Raw genomic sequence first — 25168 nt, 5'->3', positions numbered from 1 at the left:
TGTTTTCTCGAAGTAAATGTCTCGCAACAGGTTGAATGTGCTGTGCGAGCGTGTTTCCTTAAAGTTGTAACTTTGATACAGATCTGATTATTTTTGCAATATGCTGTCTGATTGCATAAATATACATGAATTAGATCGCGTGGTGGTATGCAAATTACGTTCTACAGTGGTGTGATTGTTTCTTAATGTGTCAATGAAATGACTATCGACGAACGCAGGCGAGGACGCTATTTTAACCTAAGCTGTGTTGCTGATTGGGCAGGCAGAACTTATGACAACGAGGACGATGATGAAAAACACCGAACTGGAACAACTGATCAATGACAAACTGAACAGCGCCGCCATTAGCGACTATGCGCCGAACGGTTTGCAGGTTGAGGGCAAAGAGACGGTGCATAAAATCGTGACCGGCGTGACCGCAAGCCAGGCGCTGCTGGACGAGGCGGTGCGCCTGCAGGCCGATGCGGTCATCGTTCATCACGGTTATTTCTGGAAAGGCGAATCTCCGGTGATTCGCGGCATGAAGCGCCATCGTCTGAAAACGCTGTTGGAAAATGATATTAACCTGTATGGCTGGCATCTGCCGCTGGATGCCCATCCGGAACTGGGTAATAACGCGCAGCTTGCCGCGCTATTGGGGATTACCGTGATGGGGGAAATTGAGCCGCTGGTACCGTGGGGTGAACTCTCTATGCCGGTTCCAGGGCTGGAGCTGGCGTCGTGGATTGAAGCGCGTCTGGGCCGTAAACCGTTATGGTGTGGTGATACCGGGCCGGAAAAGGTGCAACGCGTCGCGTGGTGTACGGGGGGCGGTCAAAGCTTCATTGATAGCGCAGCCCGGTTTGGCGTTGATGCCTTTATCACCGGTGAAGTCTCAGAGCAAACCATTCACTCTGCCCGCGAACAGGGGCTGCATTTTTATGCTGCCGGTCACCATGCGACCGAACGCGGCGGGATTCGTGCATTAAGCGAATGGCTGAATGAAAATACCGATCTGGATGTCACTTTTATTGATATTCCTAACCCAGCGTAATAAAGAGGGACGAAAGTGCAGCGAGCGCGTTGTTATCTGTTAGGTGAGACTGCGGTAGTTCTGGAACTGGAACCGCCCATTACGCTGGCGACTCAAAAACGTATCTGGCGTCTGGCCCAGCGTCTGGTTGATGCTCCGAATGTACGTGAAGCGATTCCAGGAATGAACAATATCACGGTGATCTTGCGTGACCCACAAACGCTGGCGCTGGATGCGATTGAACGCCTGCAGCGCTGGTGGGAAGAGAGCGAAGCGCTGGAACCGGATTCGCGTTTTATTGAAATTCCCGTGACTTATGGCGGTGAGTTTGGTCCCGATCTGGCAGAGGTCGCCCGGCACAGTGGATTAAGCGACAAGCAGGTTGTTGAACTTCATGCGTCAGTCGACTATGTGGTGTGGTTTATTGGTTTTCAGCCAGGGTTCCCCTATCTGGGGAGCTTACCTGAACCACTCCATACCCCCAGACGGTCAGAACCGCGTCTGCTTGTTCCGGCAGGTTCTGTAGGTATCGGTGGATCGCAAACGGGGGTCTATCCGCTTGCCACGCCCGGCGGATGGCAATTGATTGGGCGTACCTCCGTGTCGTTATTTGATCCAAAACGAGAAGAGCCGATCCTGTTGCGCGCTGGGGATACCGTGCGTTTTGTTCCGCAGAAGGAGGGGGTATGTTAAACATCATTCGTGCGGGCATGTACACCTCGGTCCAGGACGGCGGACGCCACAATTTTCGTCAATCCGGCATCAGCCAGTGCGGCGCGCTGGATAAACCGGCGTTTAACGTTGCTAACCTGCTGGTGGGAAATGATGCGAATGCCGCTGCGCTGGAAATCACGCTGGGGCAACTGGTAGTCGAATTTGAAGCCGATGGTTGGTTTGCCCTGACCGGCGCCGGATGCGAAGCGCATCTGGATCGTGCTCCTGTGTGGAGTGGGTGGCGACTGCCGGTGAAAGCGGGACAGCGACTGACGCTAAAACGTCCACATCATGGTATGCGTAGTTATCTGGCGGTTGCGGGCGGATTTGATGTTCCCGAAGTCATGGGCTCGCGCAGCACCGATCTTAAAGTCGGCATTGGCGGGCTGGAGGGGCGTCTGCTGCGTGATGGCGATCGGCTGGCGATTGGGGCATCTACCCGGCAATTCAGCGGACCTCAGGGGGTAAAACAGCTGATGTGGGGAAACCACATTCGCGCGCTGCCCGGGCCTGAATACCAGGAATTTGACGAGGTCTCGCAGGCGTCTTTCTGGCGTTCGCCGTGGCAGCTTAGCCCGCAAAGCAACCGGATGGGCTATCGCCTGCAGGGGCAGCCGTTGACGCGTATGACCGATCGCGAGTTGCTGTCGCATGGCTTACTCCCCGGCGTGGTGCAGGTTCCGCATAATGGTCAACCGATCGTGCTGATGAATGATGCCCAGACGACGGGCGGCTATCCGCGTATCGCCTGTATCATCGAAGCGGATATGTACCATCTGGCGCAGATCCCGCTCGGTCAGCCGATTCATTTTGTGCAGTGTTCGCTGGAGGAAGCGCTTAAGGCGCGCCACGATCAGCAGCGTTACCTGCAACAGTTAACATGGCGACTTAATAATGAAAATTGATCTCAACGCAGACCTCGGTGAGGGCTGTGCTAACGATGCAGCGCTGCTGCAACTGGTGTCGTCAGCTAATATCGCCTGTGGATTTCACGCCGGTGATGCGCAAACCATGCTTTTAAGCGTGCGTGAAGCGCTAAAAAATGGCGTGGCGGTAGGCGCACATCCGAGCTTTCCGGATCGGGAGAATTTTGGCCGTAGCGCCATGACTCTGCCTGTGGAAACGGTTTATGCGCAGACGCTGTATCAAATTGGTGCGCTGGCAGCCATTACGCGCGCGGAAGGCGGCGTGATGCGCCATGTGAAACCCCACGGTATGCTTTATAACCAGGCGGCAAAAGATCCACAGTTGGCGGACGCGATTGCGAAAGCGGTGCATGCCTGCGATCCTTCGCTGGTTCTGGTGGGGCTGGCGGGAAGCGAACTGATTCGCGCCGGGGAACATTATGGCCTGGTGACGCGTCAGGAGGTTTTTGCCGATCGGGGTTACCAGGCTGACGGCAGTCTGGTTCCGCGTAGCCAGCCTGGCGCATTGATTGAGGATGAAGAGCAGGCGCTGGCGCAAACGCTAGAAATGGTGCAATCCGGTAGAGTAAAAAGCCAGAGCGGAACATGGGCGAACGTGACGGCCCAGACGGTATGCATTCATGGGGATGGCGAGCACGCACTCGCTTTTGCCCGTCGCTTGCGCAGCGCATTCGAAGCATGCAATATTCAAATTAGCGCATAATTTTTTTATAAAAAACAATAATATATTACACAACAACATAAGGGATTTAATTATGGGAGAGGTCATTTCTCTCTGGCCATTGACGGGTATCGCCGTCATTGTGGTCGGATTTCTTTTACGTTTTAACCCGGTATTGGTGGTCATTATTGCCGGGATCGTCACCGGACTGGCGGCGCATATGCCAATCGCTACCATTCTGGAAAAGCTGGGTGAGGGATTTCTCAACACCCGCAACCTGCCGTTTATCCTGCTGATCCCCCTGGCGGTTATTGGTCTGCTGGAGCGTCACGGACTCAAAGAGCGCGCTCAGGCGTGGATTGCCAAAATCCGCAGCGCCACCAGCGGCCGTCTGCTTATTGTCTATCTGTTTATTCGTGAGGCGACCGCCGCCTTAGGACTGACCAGCCTGGGGGGACATCCGCAGATGGTGCGTCCGCTGCTGGCGCCAATGGCGGAAGGGGCCGCCGAGAAAAACCACGGTGAGATACCGGGCGAGGTTCGTTATCGTCTGCGCGCCATGTCTGCCGCGACTGATAACGTTGGGCTGTTTTTCGGTGAAGATATCTTTGTTGCCTTCGGTGCCATCATATTCATGCACAATTTTATGCTGGAATCGGGCGGGATCCAGACCGAACCGCTGCATATCGCCCTGTGGGGGATCCCGACGGCAATTTGCGCCTTCCTGATCCACGGCACGCGTCTGTGGCGGCTGGATAGCTATTTGCAGCGTGAAGTGGCGAAAGCGAATGCCGCAGCGAAAGGGGAAGCGAAATGAATTTTCAGCAAAGCTATCTCTACTGGCTGGCAGGCGCGGTATTACTGATTGTGGCGCTGATGTCCTGGCGGGATAAGGCTAACCCGCGTCGCTTAACTACCGGTCTGTTTTGGGGCCTGTACGGCGTTCTCTTTCTGCTTGGCGACTGGACATACTCGCTGTTTGGCGATAAACGCGCGGTGCATATTGCCGTCGGCGTCGCGGTGGTCATACTGGCCCTGATCGCCGGTTTCGGCGGCGTAAAGCTGGGAAGCTACCATCAACGAACGCAGCAACAGCGCGAAGAGAGCGCCAGTCGTCTGGGTAATCGCCTGTTTTTCCCGGCGCTGGCGATCCCGGTGGTAACCGTTATTGGCGTACTGATGTTCAACCATATTCCGGGTTTACAGGATGCGCTGTTTGGGCCGGGTAATCATGCCACGCTGGTGACGCTCTTTTCGATGACCGCAGGTTCGTTGATTGGTCTGGCGATGGCGATAAAAATGACCCATGAGCGGGTGCATCAGCCGATTCAGGAGGCACGCCGACTGCTGGACTCTATCGGTTGGGCATTCATCCTGCCGCAGATCCTGGCCACGCTCGGACTGTTGTTCACTGCGGCGGGCGTCGGCAGCGGCATTTCATATCTGACCCAGGAATATCTGGCGGTGGATAGCCGTTTTATCGCGGTGGCGGTGTACACCATTGGTATGGCCTTGTTGACGATGGTGATGGGCAATGCGTTTGCCGCTTTCCCGATCGTGACCGCGGGAATCGGTATTCCGATCCTCGTACTGCAACACGGTGGTAACCCGGCGGTGATGGCGGCGATTGGTATGTTCTCCGGCTATTGCGGAACATTGATGACGCCAATGGCGGCGAACTTCAATATTGTGCCTGCGGCGCTGCTGGAGCTACCAGACAAAAACGCGGTGATTAAAGCACAGGTGCCAACCGGCATACTGCTGCTGTTGGTTAACGTTTTTCTGATGTATTTCCTGATGTTCCTGTAAGGAGGAAGGATGAAAACAGTACTCATCACGGGATTTGAACCCTTTGGCGGCGAGTCAGTTAACCCTTCCTGGGAAGTGGTCTCGGGCCTCGACAATGCTATCATCGATGGATGCCGTGTCGTTGCCCGCCAGTTGCCGTGCGTCTTTGGCGAGTCTCTCTCCGTACTCAATGCCGCGATTGACGCATTGTCGCCATCGCTGGTGCTGGCGGTGGGGCAGGCGGGTGGCCGAACGGATATCACCGTGGAGCGCGTGGCGATCAATGTTGACGATGCGCGTATTGCGGATAATCAGGGGCAACAGCCGATTGATGTACCGATTGTGGCCGATGGCCCTGCGGCGTGGTTCAGCACATTGCCGATCAAAGCGATGGTTGTCGCCATGCGCAACGCGGGAATTCCGGCCTCGGTTTCTCAGACGGCGGGTACCTTCGTGTGTAACCACGTGATGTATGGCCTGCTGCATAAATTACGCGACGTTCCGGCAGTGAAGGGCGGTTTTATTCATATTCCTTATCTGCCACAACAGGCCGCGCAGCACCCCGGTGCGCCAAGTATGGCGGCGGAAACAGTACGTCGGGCGCTGGAGGTCGCGATTACCACCGCATTGCAGTTGGAAAGCGATATCGCGGTGACAGGCGGCGCAACACATTAACAAAGGACAGTATTATGCCTGAAGGCCCGGAGATCCGCCGCGCGGCGGATACCCTGGAGGCGGCAGTCAAAGGTAAACCCCTGACGGATGTCTGGTTTGCCTTTGAGCAGTTAAAACCGTATCAATCCCAACTCATCGGGCAGAGTGTTACCCAGCTTGAGACGCGGGGTAAAGCCTTACTGACCCATTTTTCCAATGGCCTGACGCTGTATAGTCACAATCAGCTTTACGGCGTGTGGCGAGTGGTCGATACCGGCAACATGCCGCAAACCACGCGGGTGCTGCGCGTCAGGCTGCAAACCGAGGATAAAACTATCCTGCTGTATAGCGCGTCTGACATCGAAATGCTGACGCCAGAGCAGCTCACCACCCATCCATTTCTGCAACGGGTTGGACCGGACGTGCTGGATTTGCGTTTAACGGCCGCAGAGGTAAAAACGCGTCTGCTGTCATCCCGTTTTCGCAATCGCCAGTTTTCCGGTCTGCTGTTGGATCAGGCATTTCTGGCGGGATTAGGTAACTATCTGCGGGTAGAAATTCTCTGGCAGGTGGGGTTGACCGGTCAGCATAAAGCGTCACAGCTTAGCGATGAACAGTTGGATGCGCTGGCGCAAGCGCTACTTGATATTCCTCGCCTGTCGTATAACACTCGCGGCCAGGTCGATGACAATAAGCACCACGGCGCGTTGTTTCGCTTTAAGGTCTTTCATCGGGATGGCGAATCCTGTGAGCGCTGTGGCGGCATCATCGAGAAAACGACACTTTCCTCGCGACCCTTTTACTGGTGTCCGGGCTGCCAGCATTAGGTGGGCTGTCTTGGCGCATGTGCTGAAATAAAACGCGCCACCGCCGGACCGGTCAATAAAATACTGAACAGCCGCAGGGTTTGCATCGCCATGATTAGCGCCATATCGGCGTGGCTGCCAGCGGCAATTACCGCGACGGAATCGACTCCGCCAGGGCTGGTCGCCAGATAGGCGGTGAGAAAGTCGATTTGCATATAATGCGCCAGCCCCCAGGCCATCGCCGCACAAATCGCCATCAGTGAAAAAATGGACAACAGTATTTGCGGCAGTGGCCGCAGCGCCATTAAAAAGATCTGTTTGTCAAAGCCAAGACCGATTTGCCAGCCAATCGCCATATACGCTATCGCCAGTAGCCATTCCGGCAGTTCAATGACCATTATACCGCCTGCGTTTAGCAATGCGCCCGCCAGCATGGGCAGTAACATCACGCCGGAGGGGATACGCAGTAAGCGCCCGGCCACACCAGCAACTGCGGCCAGCAGTATGGTACTTAACAGATTAAGACTCAGCGGTGGAAACCAGACGATTTGCTGGCCGACCGTTTGTGCCTGTTCGCCCATGACAAATCGGGTGACCAGCGCGGCAGCGCCGACCACCAACAGTACGCGCAAATACTGCATAAACGCCACCAGCCGGATGTCAGCGCCATAATCCTGCGCCATCGCAACCATCGCGGCTGCCCCGCCAGGTGATGACCCCCACGCGCCGGTGTTCCCCGGTAGATTACTGTAGCGAACCAGCAGCCAGCCGATCACCGCGCTGCTAATCAGGGTTGCCAGCAGGATGACAATCACCATCGGCCAGTGTGCCGCAAGTGTCGTTAAAATGGATCCAGTGAGGTTTTGCGCAATCATGCAGCCGAGAATGGCCTGAGCGGCAAGAAATGTGCAGCGGGGAGTGTGCAGGGAGATCCCGCGCATACTGAAAATGATACCGACAATCATCGAGCCGAGCAGCAATGCGCCTGGAAGATGTATCAACAGAAAGAACAGGGAAAGAAGGAGTGATAGCAGAAATAGCAGGCTCCACTGCAAAACAGGCATCCCATGCTCCTGAGTGAAATGAGGAAGATCTCAGTAAATCATAGAGAAAACGTGATGAGAATAAAATAATGTGGGTCAAGAATAAACAGACCGGACAGCGGCATTAACACCCTGTCCGGCCTGGAAGATTCAAGGGAGTAGGCCGGACAGGCGAGAGCGCTGTCCGGCAGACAATTAACGCTTAATATCAGACTTAAAGTCGCGCTTGTCGTAGCCGGTATATAGCTGACGTGGACGAGCGATTTTCATGCCGTCGGTGTGCATTTCATTCCAGTGTGCAATCCAGCCAACGGTACGCGCCATGGCGAAGATCACAGTGAACATGGAGGACGGAATGCCCATCGCTTTCAGAATGATGCCAGAGTAGAAGTCGACGTTCGGGTAGAGTTTCTTCTCGATGAAGTACGGGTCGTTGAGCGCAATGTGCTCAAGCTCCATTGCCACTTCCAGCAGATCATCTTTGGTGCCCAGCTCTTTCAGCACTTCATGGCAGGTTTCACGCATCACGGTGGCGCGCGGGTCATAGTTTTTGTAAACACGGTGACCAAAGCCCATCAGGCGGAAAGAATCATTCTTGTCTTTCGCGCGGCGAACAAATTCCGGAATGTGTTTAACTGAGCTGATTTCTTCCAGCATTTTCAGCGCAGCTTCGTTGGCGCCGCCATGTGCCGGTCCCCACAGGGAAGCAATACCAGCCGCGATGCAGGCAAACGGGTTCGCGCCAGAAGAACCTGCGGTACGTACGGTAGAGGTCGAGGCGTTCTGTTCGTGGTCAGCGTGCAGGATCAGGATACGGTCCATGGCGCGTTCCAGGATTGGATTAACTTCGTATTTTTCGCACGGCGTGGAGAACATCATGTTCAGGAAGTTACCGGCGTAGGAGAGATCATTGCGCGGGTAAACGAACGGCTGGCCGATGGAGTATTTGTAACACATCGCTGCCATGGTCGGCATTTTGGACAGCAGACGGAAAGCGGCGATTTCACGGTGACGCGCATTATTTACGTCCAGCGAATCGTGATAGAACGCAGCCAGCGCCCCGGTGACACCGCACATAACGGCCATCGGGTGAGAGTCGCGGCGGAAACCGTGGAACAGACGCGTGATCTGCTCGTGAATCATGGTATGGCGAGTGACCGTGGTTTTGAACTCGTCGTACTCCTCCTGCGTTGGTTTTTCGCCGTACAGCAGGATATAACACACTTCCAGATAGTTGGACTCGGTCGCCAACTGGTCAATCGGGAAGCCGCGATGCAGCAAAATGCCTTCATCACCATCGATGAACGTAATTTTGGATTCGCAGGATGCGGTAGAGGTGAAACCTGGGTCAAAAGTAAACATCCCCTTTGAGCCAAGGCTACGAATATCAATAACATCTTGACCGAGCGTACCTTTCAGCACATCCAGTTCAATAGCAGCGTCACCATTTAGAGTGATTTTTGCTTTAGTATCAGCCATTTACGGTCTCCTTAGCGCCTTATTACTTAAGACTGCGGAAGTCAGACTTGTTTTCGATACATCAATCAACCGTTACCAGTTTTTTATTCGGCTCGCCGCTCTGCGATAGAGGCGAAAACCAGGGTACAGAGCAATGGGCGCTTGCAGGTAAATCAGTTAACTCATGGTGAAATAGTAACAAATCAACAACTTAGCAATCCGAATTATTTAACCTGTCTATCACTAATAACTGTCCTGAAGGTATTGGTCAATACTTCCACACTGTTACATAACTAAATCTCCGGTGAAAGAGTGACCCCATAACTTTTACGCATTATATGCTTTTTCTGGTGTCGTTTGTAACAACTTTGTTTAATGATTGTCAAATCAGATGATTAAAAATTAAAATAATGTTGTTATCGTGACCTATGTCACTGTTCGGGATAAAACCCGACAAACTATATGTAGGTTAATTGTAATGATTTTGTGAACGTCCTATACTGCCGCCAGGTCTCCGGAATACCCTGCAATCCCGAGCCAACCAGCGTTGTAACGTGTCGTTTTAGCAACTGGAAGCAGTGTTTTATATGACGCGTAGTTATAGTAAGGACGCTGTCTGACCCGCAAGCAGACCGGAGGAAGGAAATCCCGGCGTCTTTCAGACTACAGAAGTCTTATCTTCTGTGCCCGAAGTCCAAAGGGAATAATAAGAACAGCATGTGGGCGTTATTCATGATAAGAAATGTGAAAAAACAAAGACCTGTCAATCTGGATCTGCAAACGATCCGGTTCCCAATCACGGCGATAGCGTCCATTCTCCATCGCGTTTCCGGAGTGATCACCTTCGTGGCGGTCGGGATTCTGTTGTGGTTATTGGGTACCAGCCTTTCCTCCCCTGAAGGTTTCCTCACGGCGTCATCCATTATGAATAACTTCTTTGTGGAGTTAATCATGTGGGGGATCCTGATTGCGCTGGCCTATCACGCCGTAATGGGCATTCGCCATCTGTTGATGGATTTTGGCTATATCGAAGAAACCCTCGAAGCAGGGACACGCTCCGCCAAAATTTGTTTCGTTATCATTGTCGTGCTTTCACTTCTCGCAGGAGTCCTCGTATGGTAAGCAACGCCTCCGCATTAGGACGCAACGGCGTACATGACTTCATTCTGGTCCGTGCTACCGCTATCGTTCTGACGTTATACATCATCTATATGGTCGGCTTCTTCGCCACCAGCGGCGAGTTGACCTTTGAAGTCTGGACCGGTTTCTTCTCATCGGCATTCACCAAAGTTTTCACCCTGCTGGCGCTTTTTTCCATCTTGATTCATGCCTGGATTGGCATGTGGCAGGTGTTGACCGACTACGTTAAACCGCTGGCTGTACGCCTGATTCTGCAACTGGCTATCGTCGTTGCGCTGGTGGTTTACGTCATTTATGGATTTGTTGTGGTGTGGGGTGTGTAATGAAACTGCCAGTCAGAGAATTTGATGCTGTTGTGATTGGTGCCGGTGGCGCAGGTATGCGCGCGGCGCTGCAAATTTCCCAGAGCGGACAGACCTGTGCGCTGCTCTCAAAAGTATTTCCAACCCGTTCCCATACCGTATCCGCGCAGGGTGGCATCACCGTGGCGCTCGGTAATACCCATGAAGATAACTGGGAATGGCACATGTACGACACCGTCAAAGGGTCGGACTACATTGGCGATCAGGACGCAATTGAATATATGTGTAAAACCGGCCCGGAAGCGATTCTGGAGCTGGACCATATGGGCCTGCCGTTCTCTCGTCTCGATAATGGCACCATTTATCAACGTCCGTTTGGCGGTCAGTCGAAAAACTTCGGCGGCGAGCAGGCGGCACGTACCGCCGCAGCGGCAGACCGTACCGGCCACGCGCTACTGCATACCCTGTATCAGCAGAACCTGAAAAACCACACCACCATCTTTTCTGAGTGGTATGCGTTGGACCTGGTAAAGAACGCTGACGGCGCGATTGTCGGTTGTACCGCACTGTGTATCGAAACCGGTGAAGTGGTTTACTTTAAAGCCCGCGCAACCGTACTGGCCACCGGCGGCGCAGGCCGTATTTATCAATCCACTACTAACGCCCACATCAATACCGGTGACGGCGTCGGTATGGCTATCCGCGCTGGCGTGCCGGTGCAGGATATGGAGATGTGGCAGTTCCACCCCACCGGTATCGCCGGCGCGGGCGTACTGGTCACAGAAGGCTGCCGCGGTGAAGGCGGCTATCTGCTGAACAAACACGGCGAGCGCTTCATGGAGCGTTATGCCCCGAATGCGAAAGATCTGGCGGGTCGTGACGTGGTGGCGCGTTCCATCATGATCGAAATCCGTGAAGGCCGCGGCTGTGATGGCCCGTGGGGGCCGCACGCCAAGCTGAAACTCGATCATCTGGGTAAAGAAGTGCTGGAATCTCGTCTGCCGGGTATCCTCGAACTGTCTCGTACCTTTGCCCACGTTGACCCGGTGAAAGAGCCGATTCCGGTAATTCCTACCTGCCACTACATGATGGGCGGTATCCCGACCAAAGTAACCGGCCAGGCGCTGACCGTAAACGAGCAGGGCGAAGATGTGGTGATTCCGGGGCTGTTTGCGGTAGGCGAAATCGCCTGCGTATCGGTTCACGGCGCCAACCGTCTGGGCGGCAACTCGCTGCTGGATCTGGTGGTCTTTGGTCGTGCGGTGGGTCTGCATCTGCAGGAATCTATCGCGGAACAGGGCGACCTGCTGGATGCGACGGAAGACGAGATCGATGCTTCTCTGGCCCGTCTGAATCGCTGGAACGGCAACCGTAACGGCGAAGATCCGGTGGCCATTCGCAAAGCGCTGCAGGAATGTATGCAGCATAACTTCTCGGTATTCCGCGAAGGCGATGCGATGGCGAAAGGACTGGAAGAGCTGAAAGCGATTCGCGAGCGTCTGAAAAACGCCCGTCTGGATGATACCTCCAGTGAATTTAACACCCAGCGCGTTGAGTGTCTGGAGCTGGATAACCTGATGGAAACCGCTTACGCCACCGCAGTCTCTGCAAACTTCCGTACCGAAAGCCGTGGCGCGCATAGCCGCTTCGACTTCCCGGAACGTGATGATGAAAACTGGCTGTGCCATTCCCTGTATCTGCCAGAGTCGGAAACCATGACGCGACGTCAAGTCAATATGGAACCGAAGCTGCGCCCGGCATTCCCGCCGAAGATTCGTACTTATTAATGCGGAGACAGGACAATGAAACTCGAGTTTTCAGTTTATCGCTATAACCCGGACGTTGACGATGCTCCGCGCATGCAGGATTACACCCTGGAAGCGGAAGAAGGGCGCGACATGATGCTGCTGGATGCATTGATGCAGCTGAAAGAAAAAGATCCGTCGCTATCGTTTCGTCGCTCCTGCCGTGAAGGGGTCTGCGGCTCCGACGGTCTGAACATGAACGGCAAAAATGGACTGGCCTGTATCACACCTGTTTCTGCGCTGAATCAGCCGGGCAAGAAGATTGTCATTCGCCCGCTGCCGGGTTTACCGGTTGTGCGCGATTTGGTGGTAGACATGGGACAATTCTACGCACAGTATGAGAAGATTAAGCCTTACTTGTTGAATAATGGGAAAAATCCACCGGCTCGTGAGCATTTACAAATGCCAGAGCAGCGTGAGAAGCTCGATGGGCTGTATGAATGTATTTTGTGTGCATGCTGCTCAACGTCCTGCCCATCATTCTGGTGGAATCCGGACAAATTCATCGGTCCGGCAGGTCTGCTGGCCGCGTATCGCTTCCTGATTGACAGCCGCGATACCGAGACCGACAGCCGCCTGGAAGGTTTAAGTGATGCTTTCAGCGTATTCCGCTGTCACAGCATCATGAACTGCGTCAGCGTATGTCCTAAGGGGCTGAACCCGACGCGCGCTATCGGCCATATTAAGTCAATGCTGCTCAAGCGTAGTGCGTAAGTTGTTGTAGTGGTTGCCGGATGGCGACGTACCGTCTTATCCGGCCTACGGGTTACGTACCTTGTAGGCCTGAAAGCTACGCGCCATCGGGCAATAGAAGTGCAGGAAACCTCTAAAAACTGCCATATGATTAGACAGTTTTTAAAGGTTCCTTAGCGGACGCAGATGACACGACAGTCCGCAACAAGTGAACCCCGGCACGCACATCGGTGTGCGTGGTAGTATCCACGGCGAAATACTCGTCATAGTTCACGTTGCATGTGCGTTGGCTGCACTTGCTCACCCCGGTCACTTACTGGATGTAAGCGCCCAGGGATTCGCAAGCTTGCCGCCTTCCTGAAACGTGACCTATTTAGAGTATTAAATAAGCAGAAAAGATGCTTAAGGGATCACGATGCAGAACAGCGCTTTGAAAGCCTGGTTGGACTCTTCTTACCTCTCTGGCTCGAACCAGAGCTGGATAGAACAGCTCTATGAAGACTTCTTAACCGACCCTGACTCGGTAGATGCTAACTGGCGTTCGACGTTCCAGCAGTTACCTGGCACCGGAGTCAAACCGGATCAACTCCACTCAAAAACACGTGATTATTTCCGTCGGCAGGCGTTGATTACCCCACGTTACTCTTCTTCTATTTCCGACCCTGATGCCAATGTGAAGCAGGTTAAAGTCCTGCAGCTCATTAACGCCTACCGTTTCCGCGGTCATCAACATGCGAATCTTGATCCGCTGGGACTGTGGCAGCAAGAGAAAGTGGCCGATCTGGATCCGTCTTTCCACGATCTGACCGATGCGGATTTCCAGGAAAGCTTTAACGTAGGTTCTTTTGCCGGCGGCAAAGACACTATGAAGCTGAGCGACCTGGTTGTTGCGCTGAAACAAACCTACTGCGGTCCGATTGGCGCCGAGTATATGCACATCACCAGCACCGAAGAAAAACGCTGGCTTCAGCAGCGCATCGAGTCTGGCCGTGCCGCGTTCAGTAGCGAAGAGAAAAAACGCTTCCTCAGCGAACTGACCGCTGCGGAAGGCCTGGAACGCTACCTGGGCGCGAAGTTCCCGGGCGCGAAACGCTTCTCGCTGGAAGGCGGTGATGCGTTAATCCCGATGCTCAAAGAGATGATCCGCCACGCGGGCAACAGCGGTACGCGTGAAGTGGTGCTGGGCATGGCGCACCGTGGTCGTCTGAACGTACTGGTCAACGTGCTGGGTAAAAAGCCACAGGATTTGTTCGACGAATTCGCGGGCAAACATAAAGAACACCTCGGCACTGGCGACGTGAAGTACCACATGGGCTTCTCATCGGATATCGAAACCGAAGGCGGTCTGGTACACCTGGCGCTGGCGTTTAACCCGTCGCACCTGGAAATTGTTAGCCCGGTGGTAATCGGTTCCGTCCGTGCGCGTCTGGATCGTCTGGATGAGCCGAGCAGCAATAAAGTCCTGCCTATCACCATTCACGGCGATGCGGCAGTCACCGGGCAGGGCGTGGTTCAGGAAACCCTGAACATGTCGAAAGCGCGTGGTTACGAAGTGGGCGGTACCGTTCGCATCGTTATCAACAACCAGGTGGGCTTCACCACCTCTAACCCGTTGGATGCGCGTTCTACCCCATACTGCACCGACATCGGTAAGATGGTTCAGGCGCCGATTTTCCACGTCAACGCGGATGACCCGGAAGCGGTCGCTTTCGTCACGCGTCTGGCGCTGGACTTCCGTAATACCTTCAAACGCGATGTCTTCATCGATCTGGTGTGCTACCGCCGTCACGGCCACAACGAAGCCGACGAGCCGAGCGCAACCCAGCCGCTGATGTATCAGAAAATCAAAAAGCATCCGACGCCGCGCAAAATCTACGCCGACAAGCTGGAAGCGGACAAAGTCGCCACGCTGGAAGATGCGACCGAAATGGTCAACCTGTATCGCGATGCGCTGGATGCTGGCGAGTGTGTAGTGAAAGAGTGGCGTCCAATGAACATGCACTCCTTCACCTGGTCGCCATATCTCAACCACGAATGGGACGAAAGCTACCCGAACAAAGTTGAGATGAAGCGTCTGCAGGAGCTGGCTAAACGCATCAGCACTGTCCCTGAAGCGGTTGAAATGCAGTCGCGCGTTGCCAAAATTTACGGCGATCGTCAGGCCATGGCCGCAGGCGAGAAGCTGTTCGACTGGGGTGGCGCAGAGAATCTGGCTTACGCCACGCTGGTTGACGAAGGCATTCCGGTTCGTCTGTCGGGTGAAGACTCCGGTCGCGGAACCTTCTTCCACCGTCACGCGGTAATTCATAACCAGGCGAACGGTTCAACCTACACGCCGCTGCAGCATGTGCATAACGGCCAGGGCACGTTCCGCGTATGGGACTCCGTACTGTCTGAAGAAGCAGTGCTGGCGTTTGAATACGGCTATGCCACGGCGGAACCGCGCACGCTGACCATCTGGGAAGCGCAGTTCGGTGACTTCGCCAACGGTGCTCAGGTCGTTATCGACCAGTTCATCTCTTCCGGCGAACAGAAATGGGGTCGTATGTGCGGTCTGGTTATGCTGCTGCCGCACGGCTACGAAGGTCAGGGTCCGGAGCACTCCTCCGCGCGTCTGGAACGTTATCTGCAACTTTGCGCTGAGCAAAACATGCAGGTTTGCGTCCCGTCTACCCCGGCACAGGTGTACCACATGCTGCGTCGTCAGGCGCTGCGCGGTATGCGCCGTCCACTGGTGGTGATGTCGCCGAAGTCGCTGCTGCGCCATCCGCTGGCGGTCTCAACGCTGGATGAACTGGCAAATGGCACCTTCCTGCCGGCCATTGGCGAAGTCGATGAGCTTGATCCGAAAGGCGTGAAGCGTGTCGTGATGTGTTCTGGTAAGGTTTATTACGACCTGCTGGAGCAACGCCGCAAGAATGATCAAAAAGATGTTGCCATTGTGCGCATCGAACAGCTCTATCCGTTCCCGCATAAAGCGGTACAGGAAGCGCTGAAACCGTTCGCTCACGTACATGATTTTGTCTGGTGCCAGGAAGAGCCGCTCAACCAGGGCGCATGGTACTGCAGTCAGCATCATTTCCGTGAAGTGATTCCATTTGGGTCCGCTCTGCGTTATGCAGGTCGCCCGGCCTCTGCCTCTCCGGCAGTAGGGTATATGTCCGTTCACCAGAAACAGCAACAAGATCTGGTTAATGACGCGCTGAACGTCGATTAAATAAAGGATAAATAATGAGTAGCGTAGATATTCTTGTTCCCGACCTGCCTGAATCCGTAGCGGATGCAACGGTTGCAACCTGGCACAAAAAACCGGGCGATGCAGTACGTCGTGATGAAGTACTGGTAGAAATCGAAACTGACAAAGTGGTACTGGAAGTACCGGCATCAGCGGACGGTATCCTTGATGCGGTTCTGGAAGATGAAGGGACAACCGTCACCTCTCGCCAGATCCTCGGTCGCCTGCGTGAAGGCAACAGCGCGGGTAAAGAGACCAGCGCCAAGTCTGAAGAGAAAGATTCGACTCCGGCACAGCGCCAGCAGGCGTCGCTTACTGAGCAGAACAACGATGCCCTGAGCCCGGCGATCCGTCGCCTGCTCGGTGAACATAACCTCGAAGCCAGCGCCATCAAAGGCACTGGCGTCGGTGGCCGCATCACCCGCGAAGATGTGGAAAAGCATCTGGCCAAAGCGCCGGCAGCAACAGCCGAAGCCAAAGCACCAGCCGCCGCGCCTGCGCCTCAGCCTCAACTGGGTGCGCGTGGCGAAAAACGTGTTCCGATGACTCGTCTGCGCAAACGCGTAGCCGAACGTCTGCTGGAAGCGAAAAACTCCACCGCCATGCTGACGACGTTCAACGAAGTCAACATGAAGCCGATTATGGACCTGCGTAAGCAGTACGGCGACGCGTTCGAGAAACGCCACGGTATCCGTCTGGGCTTTATGTCTTTCTACGTGAAAGCGGTGGTTGAAGCGCTGAAACGCTATCCGGAAGTCAACGCCTCTATCGATGGCGATGACGTGGTGTACCACAACTACTTTGATGTCAGCATGGCGGTCTCCACGCCGCGCGGCCTGGTAACGCCGGTCCTGCGTGATGTGGATCTGCTGGGTATGGCTGACATTGAGAAGAACATTAAAGAGCTGGCAGTAAAAGGTCGCGACGGCAAGTTGACGGTTGAAGACCTGACGGGCGGTAACTTCACCATCACTAATGGCGGTGTGTTCGGTTCCCTGATGTCTACGCCGATTATCAACCCACCGCAGAGCGCCATCCTGGGTATGCATGCCATCAAAGATCGTCCGATGGCGGTAGACGGCAAGGTTGAAATCCTGCCGATGATGTATCTGGCGCTGTCTTACGATCACCGTCTGATCGATGGTCGTGAGTCAGTAGGCTTCCTGGTAACCATTAAAGAGTTGCTGGAAGATCCAACGCGTCTGCTGCTGGACGTGTAACGAAAAAGAGTATCACCTGCTCCGTAGGTCTGGACGCCTTATCAGGCCTACGGGTAAAAGATAACGATTACCTGAAGGATGGACAGAACACATGAACTTACATGAATATCAGGCAAAACAACTTTTTGCCCGCTATGGCTTACCGGCACCGGTGGGTTATGCCTGTAATACTCCGCGTGAAGCTGAAGAAGCCGCATCTAAAATCGGCGCAGGCCCGTGGGTAGTGAAATGTCAGGTTCACGCTGGTGGCCGTGGTAAAGCGGGCGGTGTGAAGGTTGTTAACAGCAAAGAAGACATTCGCGCTTTTGCTGAGCACTGGCTGGGGAAACGTCTGGTGACTTACCAGACAGACGCGAATGGCCAACCGGTAAATCAGATCCTGGTTGAAGCGGCGACCGATATCGGTAAAGAACTTTACCTCGGCGCAGTGGTTGACCGTAGCTCCCGTCGCGTGGTCTTTATGGCCTCTACCGAAGGCGGCGTGGAAATTGAAAAAGTGGCGGAAGAAACCCCACACCTGATCCACAAAGTGGCGCTGGATCCACTGGCAGGCCCGATGCCTTACCAGGGACGCGAGCTGGCGTTCAAACTGGGTCTGGAAGGTAAACAGGTTCAGCAGTTCACCAAGATCTTCATGGGCCTGGCGACTATCTTCCTGGAGCGTGACCTGGCGCTGATCGAAATCAACCCGCTGGTAGTGACCAAACAGGGCGACCTGATCTGCCTCGACGGCAAACTGGGCGCTGACGGCAACGCGCTGTTCCGCCAGGCTGACCTGCGTGAAATGCGCGACCAGTCTCAGGAAGATCCGCGTGAAGCGCAGGCGGCACAGTGGGAACTGAACTACGTTGCGCTGGACGGCAACATTGGCTGTATGGTTAACGGCGCGGGCCTGGCAATGGGCACCATGGATATCGTTAAACTGCACGGCGGCGAACCGGCTAACTTCCTTGACGTGGGCGGCGGCGCGACCAAAGAGCGCGTGACCGAAGCGTTCAAAATCATCCTCTCCGATGACAATGTAAAAGCTGTACTGGTTAACATCTTCGGCGGTATCGTACGTTGCGACCTGATCGCTGACGGTATCATCGGCGCGGTAGCGGAAGTGGGCGTTAACGTTCCGGTTGTCGTTCGTCTGGAAGGCAACAACGCCGAACTCGGCGCGAAAAAACTGGCTGATAGCGGCCTGAATATTATTGCAGCGAAAAGTCTGACGGATGCAGCTCAGCAGGTTGTTGCCGCAGTGGAGGGGAAATAATGTCAGTTTTAATTAATAAAGATACCAAGGTTATCTGCCAGGGCTTCACCGGTAGCCAGGGGACATTCCACTCCGAACAGGCGATTGCTTACGGTACGCAGATGGTTGGCGGCGTAACGCCAGGCAAAGGCGGCACCACTCACCTGGGTCTGCCGGTGTTTAACACCGTGCGTGAAGCGGTAGAAGCGACCGGCGCAACGGCCACTGTGATCTACGTTCCGGCGCCGTTCTGCAAAGACTCCATCCTGGAAGCAATTGATGCAGGCATCAAACTGATTATCACCATCACCGAAGGTATCCCGACGCTGGATATGCTGACCGTGAAGGTGAAGCTGGACGAAGCGGGCGTGCGCATGATCGGCCCGAACTGCCCAGGCGTGATCACCCCGGGCGAATGCAAAATCGGCATCATGCCGGGTCACATTCACAAGCCGGGTAAAGTGGGTATCGTTTCCCGTTCCGGTACGCTGACCTATGAAGCGGTTAAGCAGACCACCGACTACGGTTTCGGCCAGTCCACCTGTGTCGGTATCGGCGGCGACCCGATTCCAGGCTCTAACTTCATCGACATTCTGAAGCTGTTCCAGGAAGATCCGCAGACTGAAGCGATCGTGATGATCGGCGAGATCGGCGGTAGCGCGGAAGAAGAAGCGGCGGCGTACATTAAAGATCACGTCACCAAGCCGGTTGTCGGCTACATCGCGGGCGTCACCGCGCCGAAAGGAAAACGTATGGGCCACGCCGGTGCGATCATCGCCGGTGGTAAGGGTACCGCGGACGAGAAATTCGCGGCTCTGGAAGCTGCCGGCGTGAAAACCGTTCGCAGCCTGGCCGATATCGGCGAAGCGCTGAAAACCGTTATTAAGTAAGAAGTAAAAAAACAGCCCTGACTATCTGCATGGTCAAGGGCTGGTCCCGTTTCGACATGGTTGGCCATCTGATGATGGCCTTTTTTGTTTTCTGCCGTCTATTCTCTTGCGATTCGATCATAATCATATTCATAAATGAGATTATTTTTTGCGGTCAGCATCATTCTTTCTCTTGATTAAATTCTGCATATTACCGGCTTTAATATCATGAGTGCCGGAGGAGAGCGTGCCGCTGAAAATCCAGAATGACTATTTACACGTTTTTTTCTCGATAGCCGAAGTATTCTCTCGCGCGACCGGGTTAGCCGCGGCCGTGATTGATATTCACGGCAAGGCACTGTCGGATTGTCATAATTTTAATTCGTTCTGCACATTAATGCGGGCGGATGAGCGGTATCGTGTAGGTTGCGAAAAATGCGATAAGCAGTGCGCTTTTGAGGGGCTAAAACAGCTTAAACCCAGAATACTCACCTGTCATGCAGGGTTAAGTTTGTTCTCGATGCCAATAATTAATGAAGGGCATCTTTATGGTTTTATTGTTTGCGGGCAGGTCCGGTCAAAGTATCAGGAATATAAAACTATCGTAATTAATAATAAATTTTCATGGATGGATGACCCAAAAATAAAAGCTGAATGGGGTCAGGTTGCGGTAGTGGATAATAATACGCTGGTGGCATCGGCTAATTTGTTAAGTTTTATTGTTGATAACTTTGAGCAAGAGCGACAATCCGATCAGATATTCACCCCGCCGACCCGTTGCGTTCGTCATTATTTCACTGAACCTTCTCGTCATGAGAAAAAACTTCTGGCGGCGCTGCGTTATATTGATGAAAATTTGTATGGTGAATTATCCCTGGAATCCGTAGCGGCGCATGTGTGCTTAAGCGCGAACTATTTCAGCCGATTTTTTAAGAAGCGGCAGGGCGTTAATTTTAAAACCTGGGTGAATCAGAAAAAAATGCAAAAAGCGGGGGAGTTGTTGCACGATCCCGTGCACTCAATAGACAGTATTGCCCGGAAACTTCAATACGCGCAAACCAGCTACTTTTGCCGCGTTTTCAGGGCGGCGCATCAAACGTCGCCCCAGTCTTTTCGTCATGCCAGACTTTCGCAGTAAAGATCTTCTGCCATGGTGATGGCTTCCGGTATAAAAGAGAGTCGATCGCTCAGGGTCACCACCTCGCCAATAACAATCAGCGCAGGTGGAGCAATGTTAGCCTCCTGCGCTTTGCTCAGTAATGAACCGAGCGTACAGGTTAGTCGGCGTTGATTCTCTCGGGTGGCGGACATAATTAGCGCTGCGGGTGTATCTGCTGATTTACCGCCCATCAACAGTTCTTCGCAAATAAACGCCAGATTGGCGATTCCCATGACGATAACCAGCGTGCCATTTAGCTTCGCCAGTTGACGCCAGTCCTGCTGCTGGTTGCCTTCCCGCGTATGGCCTGTCACCACGTGAAAACCGGAGGCGAAATCGCGATGCGTCACTGGGATCCCGGCATAGGCCAGACCGCCGATGGTAGAACTGATACCCGGCACAACTTCAAATGGGATACCCGCTTCAACAAGATCTTCAACTTCTTCGGCCCCACGCCCAAACACATAAGGATCGCCCCCTTTCAGGCGTACGATGTTGTTATGTGTTTGGGCATACTGGACCAGTAATGCGTTAATTTCATCCTGGGGAACACAATGAAAGCCGGGATTTTTGCCGACATTGATAAGCAGGCAATCAGGTAATGCCCATTCCAAAATTTTGGGATTGACCAGTCGATCGTAAATAATGACATCAGCCTGTTTAATGCACATCATCGCTTTGAGGGTGAGCAATGAAATATCACCGGGACCTGCTCCAACGAGCCAGACCTTTCCGAAAGTTTTCACATTGTGTCCTTTATCACGTCTAACAAAAAAAGGCAGAAACTACATCAAGGAATGATTAAAAGCAGTCGTTTGCCCGTAAGTTATAACGTGAAATTATCTAAAATTATCGCATGGATAATATTGATTAATCTCGCAAAGTTTTTTCTGCAATAAACAAGTTAACTTGAAAAATTATTAAGAACTTATTGGCACTATTTGCATAGGTTTAACCTTATTTAAATTGTGTTTATTGTTGTGCTTGAGTATTATTGGTTAATATTTATCCGCCATCTGTATGAGTAAATCATGGATTGGATCAATGACATCAATGGATGAAATAAAATATAACTCTCGATGCTTATCTGGGTGTCTTGAATTATTTTTTATAAATTAAACTATTTTTGTACGCTGCATATGGAAGAGGTTATGAGAGGAAAAATACCGAAGACGGAGTTGCTGGTAACTTTTGAAGTTGTTGCGCGTCACGAAAGTTATACCCGGGCTGCTGAAGAGCTGGCTTTAACACAAAGTGCTGTTTTCCGTCAGGTGAATGCACTGGAGGATTTTCTGAATACCTCGCTATTTAATCATGCCAAGAAACGCATTTTTTTAAATGCGGCGGGCAAACATTATTTAAGTATCGTTAAAGAAACGTTAAATAAACTTGAGCGAGATACGACGACGATAATGACCTGGCAGCCGACGGTGCAGGTTATTGAGCTGGCAGTGAATCCGACCTTCAGCACGCATTGGCTGATCCCGAATCTGCGCGAGTTCAACAAACTCAATCCGGATATTATCGTGAATATCCATTCGCTGGCGAATATTGGTGATTTTCTCAATCGGGAGTATGACGCGGCAATCATGCGTGAAGATTTCTACTCGCCATGGTCGGGTGTTGAGTACCTGTTTGAAGAGGAAATCCTGCCGGTCTGCAGCCGCTGCTTGCTGGCTGAGCCGGAGCGGAAACTGGCGGTCGAGGAGTTGCTGAACGAATTCCCGCTTTTACACCAAAGCACGCGTATCAAAGGCTGGCAGGAATGGTTTGCGCTGTCAGACGTCAGCAGCCCGTTGGTCAATAAAGGTCCAAGATTTGATCTGCTGTCGATGCTGATTGCGGCGGTTCGCTCTAATCTGGGCGTGGCATTGCTTCCTCGTTTTGCCATTCAGCACGATCTGGATAGTGGTGATATGGTCATTCCTTGCGATGTCCCGATGCGAACCGGGAACCGTTTCATCATGACGTGGCGTGAAGAGAAAGCGGAATCTGTGCATTTACAGATCTTCCGGGACTGGCTGTTGAATAAATCTGTGGTATCGCCTGCCTGATGGTACCGTGTGCCTTGTCAGGCCTGCAAAGAACGGTAGGCCGGATAAGACGCCAGGGCGTCGTTATCCGGCAAAAGAATGGCTACCAGTCGATTCCCACCTGCGCCTGAATACCGCTGTCAAACGCGTGCTTGACCGGGCGAATTTCGCTGACCGTATCGGCCAGTTCCAGCAACAGTGCGTGGCATCCGCGCCCGGTGACGATAACACTCTGACCGACAGGGCGATTTTCGATGGCGCTGAGAACCTCCTGGGTATCCAGGTAGTGGTAAGCCAGCATGTAAGTCAGTTCATCCAGCACCACCAGATCGTAATGCGCATCAGCCAGCATGCGCTTACTTTCTTGCCAGACTACCGTTGCCGCCTCGATATCCGCTTGCCGGTTTTGGGTTTCCCAGGTAAATCCGGTGCCCATAATATGGAATTCAACGCCGAGCGGCTGCAGGGTGTTGTACTCGCCATTATCCCACTGACCTTTGATAAACTGCGCGATGCCAACGGTTTTTCCGTGACCAACCGCGCGCGTTGCTGTGCCAAAGGCTGCGGTGGATTTCCCTTTACCGTTACCGGTGAAGACAATCAGGATCCCTTTCTTCTCCGTTGCCGCCGCCACGCGGGTATCAACCTGTTCTTTCAGTTTCTGCTGACGTTGGCGGTGTCTGTCATTATTGGCTCGCGCTTCCATTATGTCTCCTTAATGTCCTGCCGGACAGGTTGCGCAGCGATGTTGCTGCTCAAACTGACTAAAGAAGTTATTACCTTTGTCGTCGACTAACACGAAGGCCGGCATATTTTTAACTTCCATCATCCAGACCGCTTCCATTCCCAGTTCGGGATATTCCAGGCAGTGCAGGCTTTTCACGTACTGTTGGGCAAGCAGGGCCGCGGCGCCGCCGATGCTACCGAGGCTAAATCCACCGTGTTTATGGCAGGCATCAGTGACCTGTTGGCTGCGGTTACCTTTGGTGAGCATAATGAGACTACCGCCTTGTGCCTGGAAAGCATCGACATACCCATCCATGCGCCCGCCAGTGGTGGGACCCATTGAACCACAGGCCTGATTCTCCGGCGTTTTGGCGGGACCTGCGTAATAGACGATATGCTTTTTCATGTATTCCGGCATCGGTTCGCCGTTATCCAGGCGTGCTTTGATGTTAGCGTGGGCAATATCACGGGCGACAACAATTGGACCACTTAACGACAAACGAGTACCGATAGGCAGAGCGGACAGGTCGTGCAGAATCTCGCGTAGCGGGCGGTTGAGATCCAACTGTACGGTTTGGGCGCCATTTTCTACCCGTTGGGAATCAGGAATGAATTTGCCCGGGTTATGCTCCAGTTTCTCCAGCCAGATACCGTGTTTGTTAATTTTAGCCTTAATGTTGCGGTCGGCTGAGCAGGAGAGGGCCATGGCGATAGGGCAGGAACCACCGTGACGCGGCAGGCGAATCACGCGGATATCGTGGGCAAAATACTTGCCGCCAAACTGCGCGCCGATACCAAACTCACGGCTGGCATTGAGCAACTCGGCTTCCAGGGCCGTATCGCGGAACGCCTGACCCAGTTCGTTCCCGCTGGTGGGCAGGTTGTCGTAATACTTGGTTGAAGCCAGCTTGGCGACTTTCAGCGCCTGGTCGGCCGACAAGCCTCCAACGACGAAAGCGATGTGATACGGCGGGCAGGCGGCTGTGCCCAGTGATTTCATTTTTTCGATCAGAAAGGCGGTGAGCTTTTCCGGTTGCAGAATGGATTTTGTTTCCTGGAACAGCGCCGCTTTATTGGCCGAGCCGCCGCCTTTGTTGACAAACAGGAAGCGGTATTCATTGCCAGGCGTGGCGCTGATATCGATTTGTGCCGGCAGGTTAGTCTGAGTATTGACCTCGGTGTACATATCCAGCGGGGCATTTTGCGAATAACGCAGGTTGTTTTCGGTGAAGGTGGTATACACGCCTTTGCTTAACGCTTCTGCGTCATCGCCGCCGGTCCAGACATGCTGACCTTTGCAGGCCACAATCGTTGCCGTTCCGGTATCCTGACAGTTAGGCAGCACGCCTTTGGCCGAAACTTCAGCGTTGCGCAGCAGTTGCAATGCAACATACTTATCGTTACCGCTGGCCTGTGGATCGTGCAGAATGCTGGCGATCTGTTTCAAATGTCCGGCGCGCAGGAAGAATGAAGCCTCATAAAATGCCTGCTGTGCTAATAAGGTTAACGCTTCCGGCGCAACCTTAATCACTTCCTCTCCGTCTAACTCCGAAACTGTAACGTGCTGATTACTCAGTAATTCATATTCGGTACTATCTTTACCCTGAACAAAGAGTTCCTGCCAGACAAATGGTTTAGACATGTTTACTTCTCACCTCTTCGTGTTGTTTGCCGGATAAGCGAAGCG

At 53.4% G+C, this 25168-nt stretch carries 23 protein-coding genes and 1 pseudogene; 18 read left to right on the top strand and 6 right to left on the bottom strand.

Annotation, left to right across the window (positions count from 1 at the left end):
* The first annotated feature begins 289 nt into the window (after positions 1-289).
* Genes ybgI through nei form a run of 8 tightly spaced genes read left to right on the top strand, consistent with a single transcriptional unit; the run spans position 290 to position 6582 of the window.
* Positions 290-1033, top strand: coding sequence for a radiation resistance protein YbgI (ybgI, locus tag OGV69_RS21240; RefSeq protein WP_016152273.1), 744 nt, complete (start codon positions 290-292; stop codon positions 1031-1033).
* 15 nt (positions 1034-1048) lie between these two features.
* Entirely contained in the window at positions 1049-1705 is a 657-nt protein-coding gene (pxpB, locus tag OGV69_RS21235) for a 5-oxoprolinase subunit PxpB (RefSeq protein ID WP_038638862.1), read from the top strand.
* The gene (gene pxpC / locus OGV69_RS21230; RefSeq protein ID WP_069323174.1) at positions 1699-2631 is read left to right on the top strand and encodes a 5-oxoprolinase subunit PxpC; all 933 of its coding nucleotides are present in this window, start codon (positions 1699-1701) and stop codon (positions 2629-2631) included. Before pxpB ends, pxpC begins: the two co-directional genes overlap by 7 nt.
* A complete protein-coding gene (gene pxpA / locus OGV69_RS21225; RefSeq protein ID WP_069323175.1) occupies positions 2621-3355 on the top strand; it encodes a 5-oxoprolinase subunit PxpA in 735 nt (244 codons plus the stop codon). The genes pxpC and pxpA overlap by 11 nt, the downstream gene beginning before the upstream one ends.
* 52 nt (positions 3356-3407) lie before the next feature.
* A complete protein-coding gene (locus tag OGV69_RS21220) occupies positions 3408-4130 on the top strand; it encodes a DUF969 domain-containing protein (RefSeq protein ID WP_069323176.1) in 723 nt (240 codons plus the stop codon).
* Positions 4127-5122: a DUF979 domain-containing protein gene (locus tag OGV69_RS21215; RefSeq protein ID WP_038638872.1), complete on the top strand. Its 996-nt coding sequence runs from the start codon at positions 4127-4129 to the stop codon at positions 5120-5122. The genes OGV69_RS21220 and OGV69_RS21215 overlap by 4 nt, the downstream gene beginning before the upstream one ends.
* Before the next feature lie 9 nt (positions 5123-5131).
* On the top strand, positions 5132-5776 hold the full coding sequence (gene pcp / locus OGV69_RS21210) for a pyroglutamyl-peptidase I (RefSeq protein ID WP_069323177.1): 645 nt from the start codon (positions 5132-5134) through the stop codon (positions 5774-5776).
* Positions 5777-5790: 14 nt separating this feature from the next.
* On the top strand, positions 5791-6582 hold the full coding sequence (gene nei, locus OGV69_RS21205; protein ID WP_069323178.1) for an endonuclease VIII: 792 nt from the start codon (positions 5791-5793) through the stop codon (positions 6580-6582).
* On the opposite strand, the gene OGV69_RS21200 is transcribed toward nei, so the two are convergent.
* From OGV69_RS21200 to OGV69_RS21190, 3 genes and pseudogenes are all read right to left on the bottom strand, one after another.
* Positions 6579-7625: an AbrB family transcriptional regulator gene (locus OGV69_RS21200; protein WP_204563331.1), complete on the bottom strand. Its 1047-nt coding sequence runs from the start codon at positions 7623-7625 to the stop codon at positions 6579-6581. The two genes, nei and OGV69_RS21200, sit on opposite strands and share 4 nt — an antisense overlap.
* A 174-nt stretch (positions 7626-7799) precedes the next feature.
* On the bottom strand, positions 7800-9083 hold the full coding sequence (locus OGV69_RS21195) for a citrate synthase (protein ID WP_006685463.1): 1284 nt from the start codon (positions 9081-9083) through the stop codon (positions 7800-7802).
* 203 nt (positions 9084-9286) lie between these two features.
* Positions 9287-9397, bottom strand: a pseudogene (locus OGV69_RS21190) (hypothetical protein).
* A 382-nt stretch (positions 9398-9779) separates the two neighbouring features.
* Between OGV69_RS21190 and sdhC the strand changes: the two are divergent.
* The 9 genes from sdhC (at position 9780) to OGV69_RS21145 (ending at position 20701) form a co-directional block, all read left to right on the top strand.
* On the top strand, positions 9780-10184 hold the full coding sequence (sdhC, locus tag OGV69_RS21185) for a succinate dehydrogenase cytochrome b556 subunit (RefSeq protein WP_042309715.1): 405 nt from the start codon (positions 9780-9782) through the stop codon (positions 10182-10184).
* Entirely contained in the window at positions 10178-10525 is a 348-nt protein-coding gene (gene sdhD / locus OGV69_RS21180) for a succinate dehydrogenase membrane anchor subunit (RefSeq protein ID WP_005122550.1), read from the top strand. The genes sdhC and sdhD overlap by 7 nt, the downstream gene beginning before the upstream one ends.
* A complete protein-coding gene (gene sdhA, locus OGV69_RS21175; protein WP_038638885.1) occupies positions 10525-12291 on the top strand; it encodes a succinate dehydrogenase flavoprotein subunit in 1767 nt (588 codons plus the stop codon). Before sdhD ends, sdhA begins: the two co-directional genes overlap by 1 nt.
* Positions 12292-12306: 15 nt before the next feature.
* On the top strand, positions 12307-13023 hold the full coding sequence (gene sdhB / locus OGV69_RS21170; protein ID WP_038638888.1) for a succinate dehydrogenase iron-sulfur subunit SdhB: 717 nt from the start codon (positions 12307-12309) through the stop codon (positions 13021-13023).
* A 394-nt stretch (positions 13024-13417) separates the two neighbouring features.
* The gene (sucA, locus tag OGV69_RS21165) at positions 13418-16219 is read left to right on the top strand and encodes a 2-oxoglutarate dehydrogenase E1 component (RefSeq protein ID WP_038638891.1); all 2802 of its coding nucleotides are present in this window, start codon (positions 13418-13420) and stop codon (positions 16217-16219) included.
* A gap of 14 nt (positions 16220-16233) precedes the next feature.
* On the top strand, positions 16234-17457 hold the full coding sequence (gene odhB / locus OGV69_RS21160) for a 2-oxoglutarate dehydrogenase complex dihydrolipoyllysine-residue succinyltransferase (RefSeq protein ID WP_038638894.1): 1224 nt from the start codon (positions 16234-16236) through the stop codon (positions 17455-17457).
* 91 nt (positions 17458-17548) lie between these two features.
* Positions 17549-18715 carry an ADP-forming succinate--CoA ligase subunit beta gene (gene sucC, locus OGV69_RS21155; RefSeq protein ID WP_038638897.1) on the top strand — a complete coding sequence of 389 codons (1167 nt, stop codon included), beginning with the start codon at positions 17549-17551 and terminating at the stop codon, positions 18713-18715.
* Entirely contained in the window at positions 18715-19584 is an 870-nt protein-coding gene (gene sucD, locus OGV69_RS21150) for a succinate--CoA ligase subunit alpha (RefSeq protein ID WP_003022929.1), read from the top strand. Before sucC ends, sucD begins: the two co-directional genes overlap by 1 nt.
* Positions 19585-19810: 226 nt before the next feature.
* Positions 19811-20701 (top strand): PocR ligand-binding domain-containing protein, encoded by an 891-nt coding sequence (locus OGV69_RS21145; RefSeq protein WP_069323180.1) that lies wholly within the window; start codon positions 19811-19813, stop codon positions 20699-20701.
* Here the strand turns inward: OGV69_RS21145 and cobA are convergent.
* Complete coding sequence (gene cobA / locus OGV69_RS21140) at positions 20680-21468, bottom strand: uroporphyrinogen-III C-methyltransferase (protein WP_069323181.1); 789 nt, start codon at positions 21466-21468, stop codon at positions 20680-20682. The genes OGV69_RS21145 and cobA overlap by 22 nt on opposite strands.
* A 405-nt stretch (positions 21469-21873) precedes the next feature.
* Here cobA and OGV69_RS21135 point away from each other — a divergent pair, with 405 nt between their 5' ends.
* The gene (locus OGV69_RS21135) at positions 21874-22776 is read left to right on the top strand and encodes a LysR family transcriptional regulator (protein ID WP_038638907.1); all 903 of its coding nucleotides are present in this window, start codon (positions 21874-21876) and stop codon (positions 22774-22776) included.
* A gap of 82 nt (positions 22777-22858) precedes the next feature.
* Here OGV69_RS21135 and cobO read toward each other — a convergent pair whose 3' ends face one another.
* Both cobO and OGV69_RS21125 read right to left on the bottom strand, forming a co-directional pair.
* Positions 22859-23461: a cob(I)yrinic acid a,c-diamide adenosyltransferase gene (gene cobO, locus OGV69_RS21130; protein WP_042309700.1), complete on the bottom strand. Its 603-nt coding sequence runs from the start codon at positions 23459-23461 to the stop codon at positions 22859-22861.
* Between the two features lie 9 nt (positions 23462-23470).
* Positions 23471-25123 (bottom strand): class I fumarate hydratase, encoded by a 1653-nt coding sequence (locus OGV69_RS21125; RefSeq protein ID WP_061381689.1) that lies wholly within the window; start codon positions 25121-25123, stop codon positions 23471-23473.
* Between the last annotated feature and the right edge of the window lie 45 nt (positions 25124-25168).

This window comes from Citrobacter sp. Cc139 (assembly GCF_030334645.1).
Lineage (GTDB): Bacteria > Pseudomonadota > Gammaproteobacteria > Enterobacterales > Enterobacteriaceae > Citrobacter > Citrobacter werkmanii.
The sequence above is the reverse complement of the archived record's forward strand: the minus strand, read 5'-3'. Positions and strand labels throughout refer to the sequence as shown.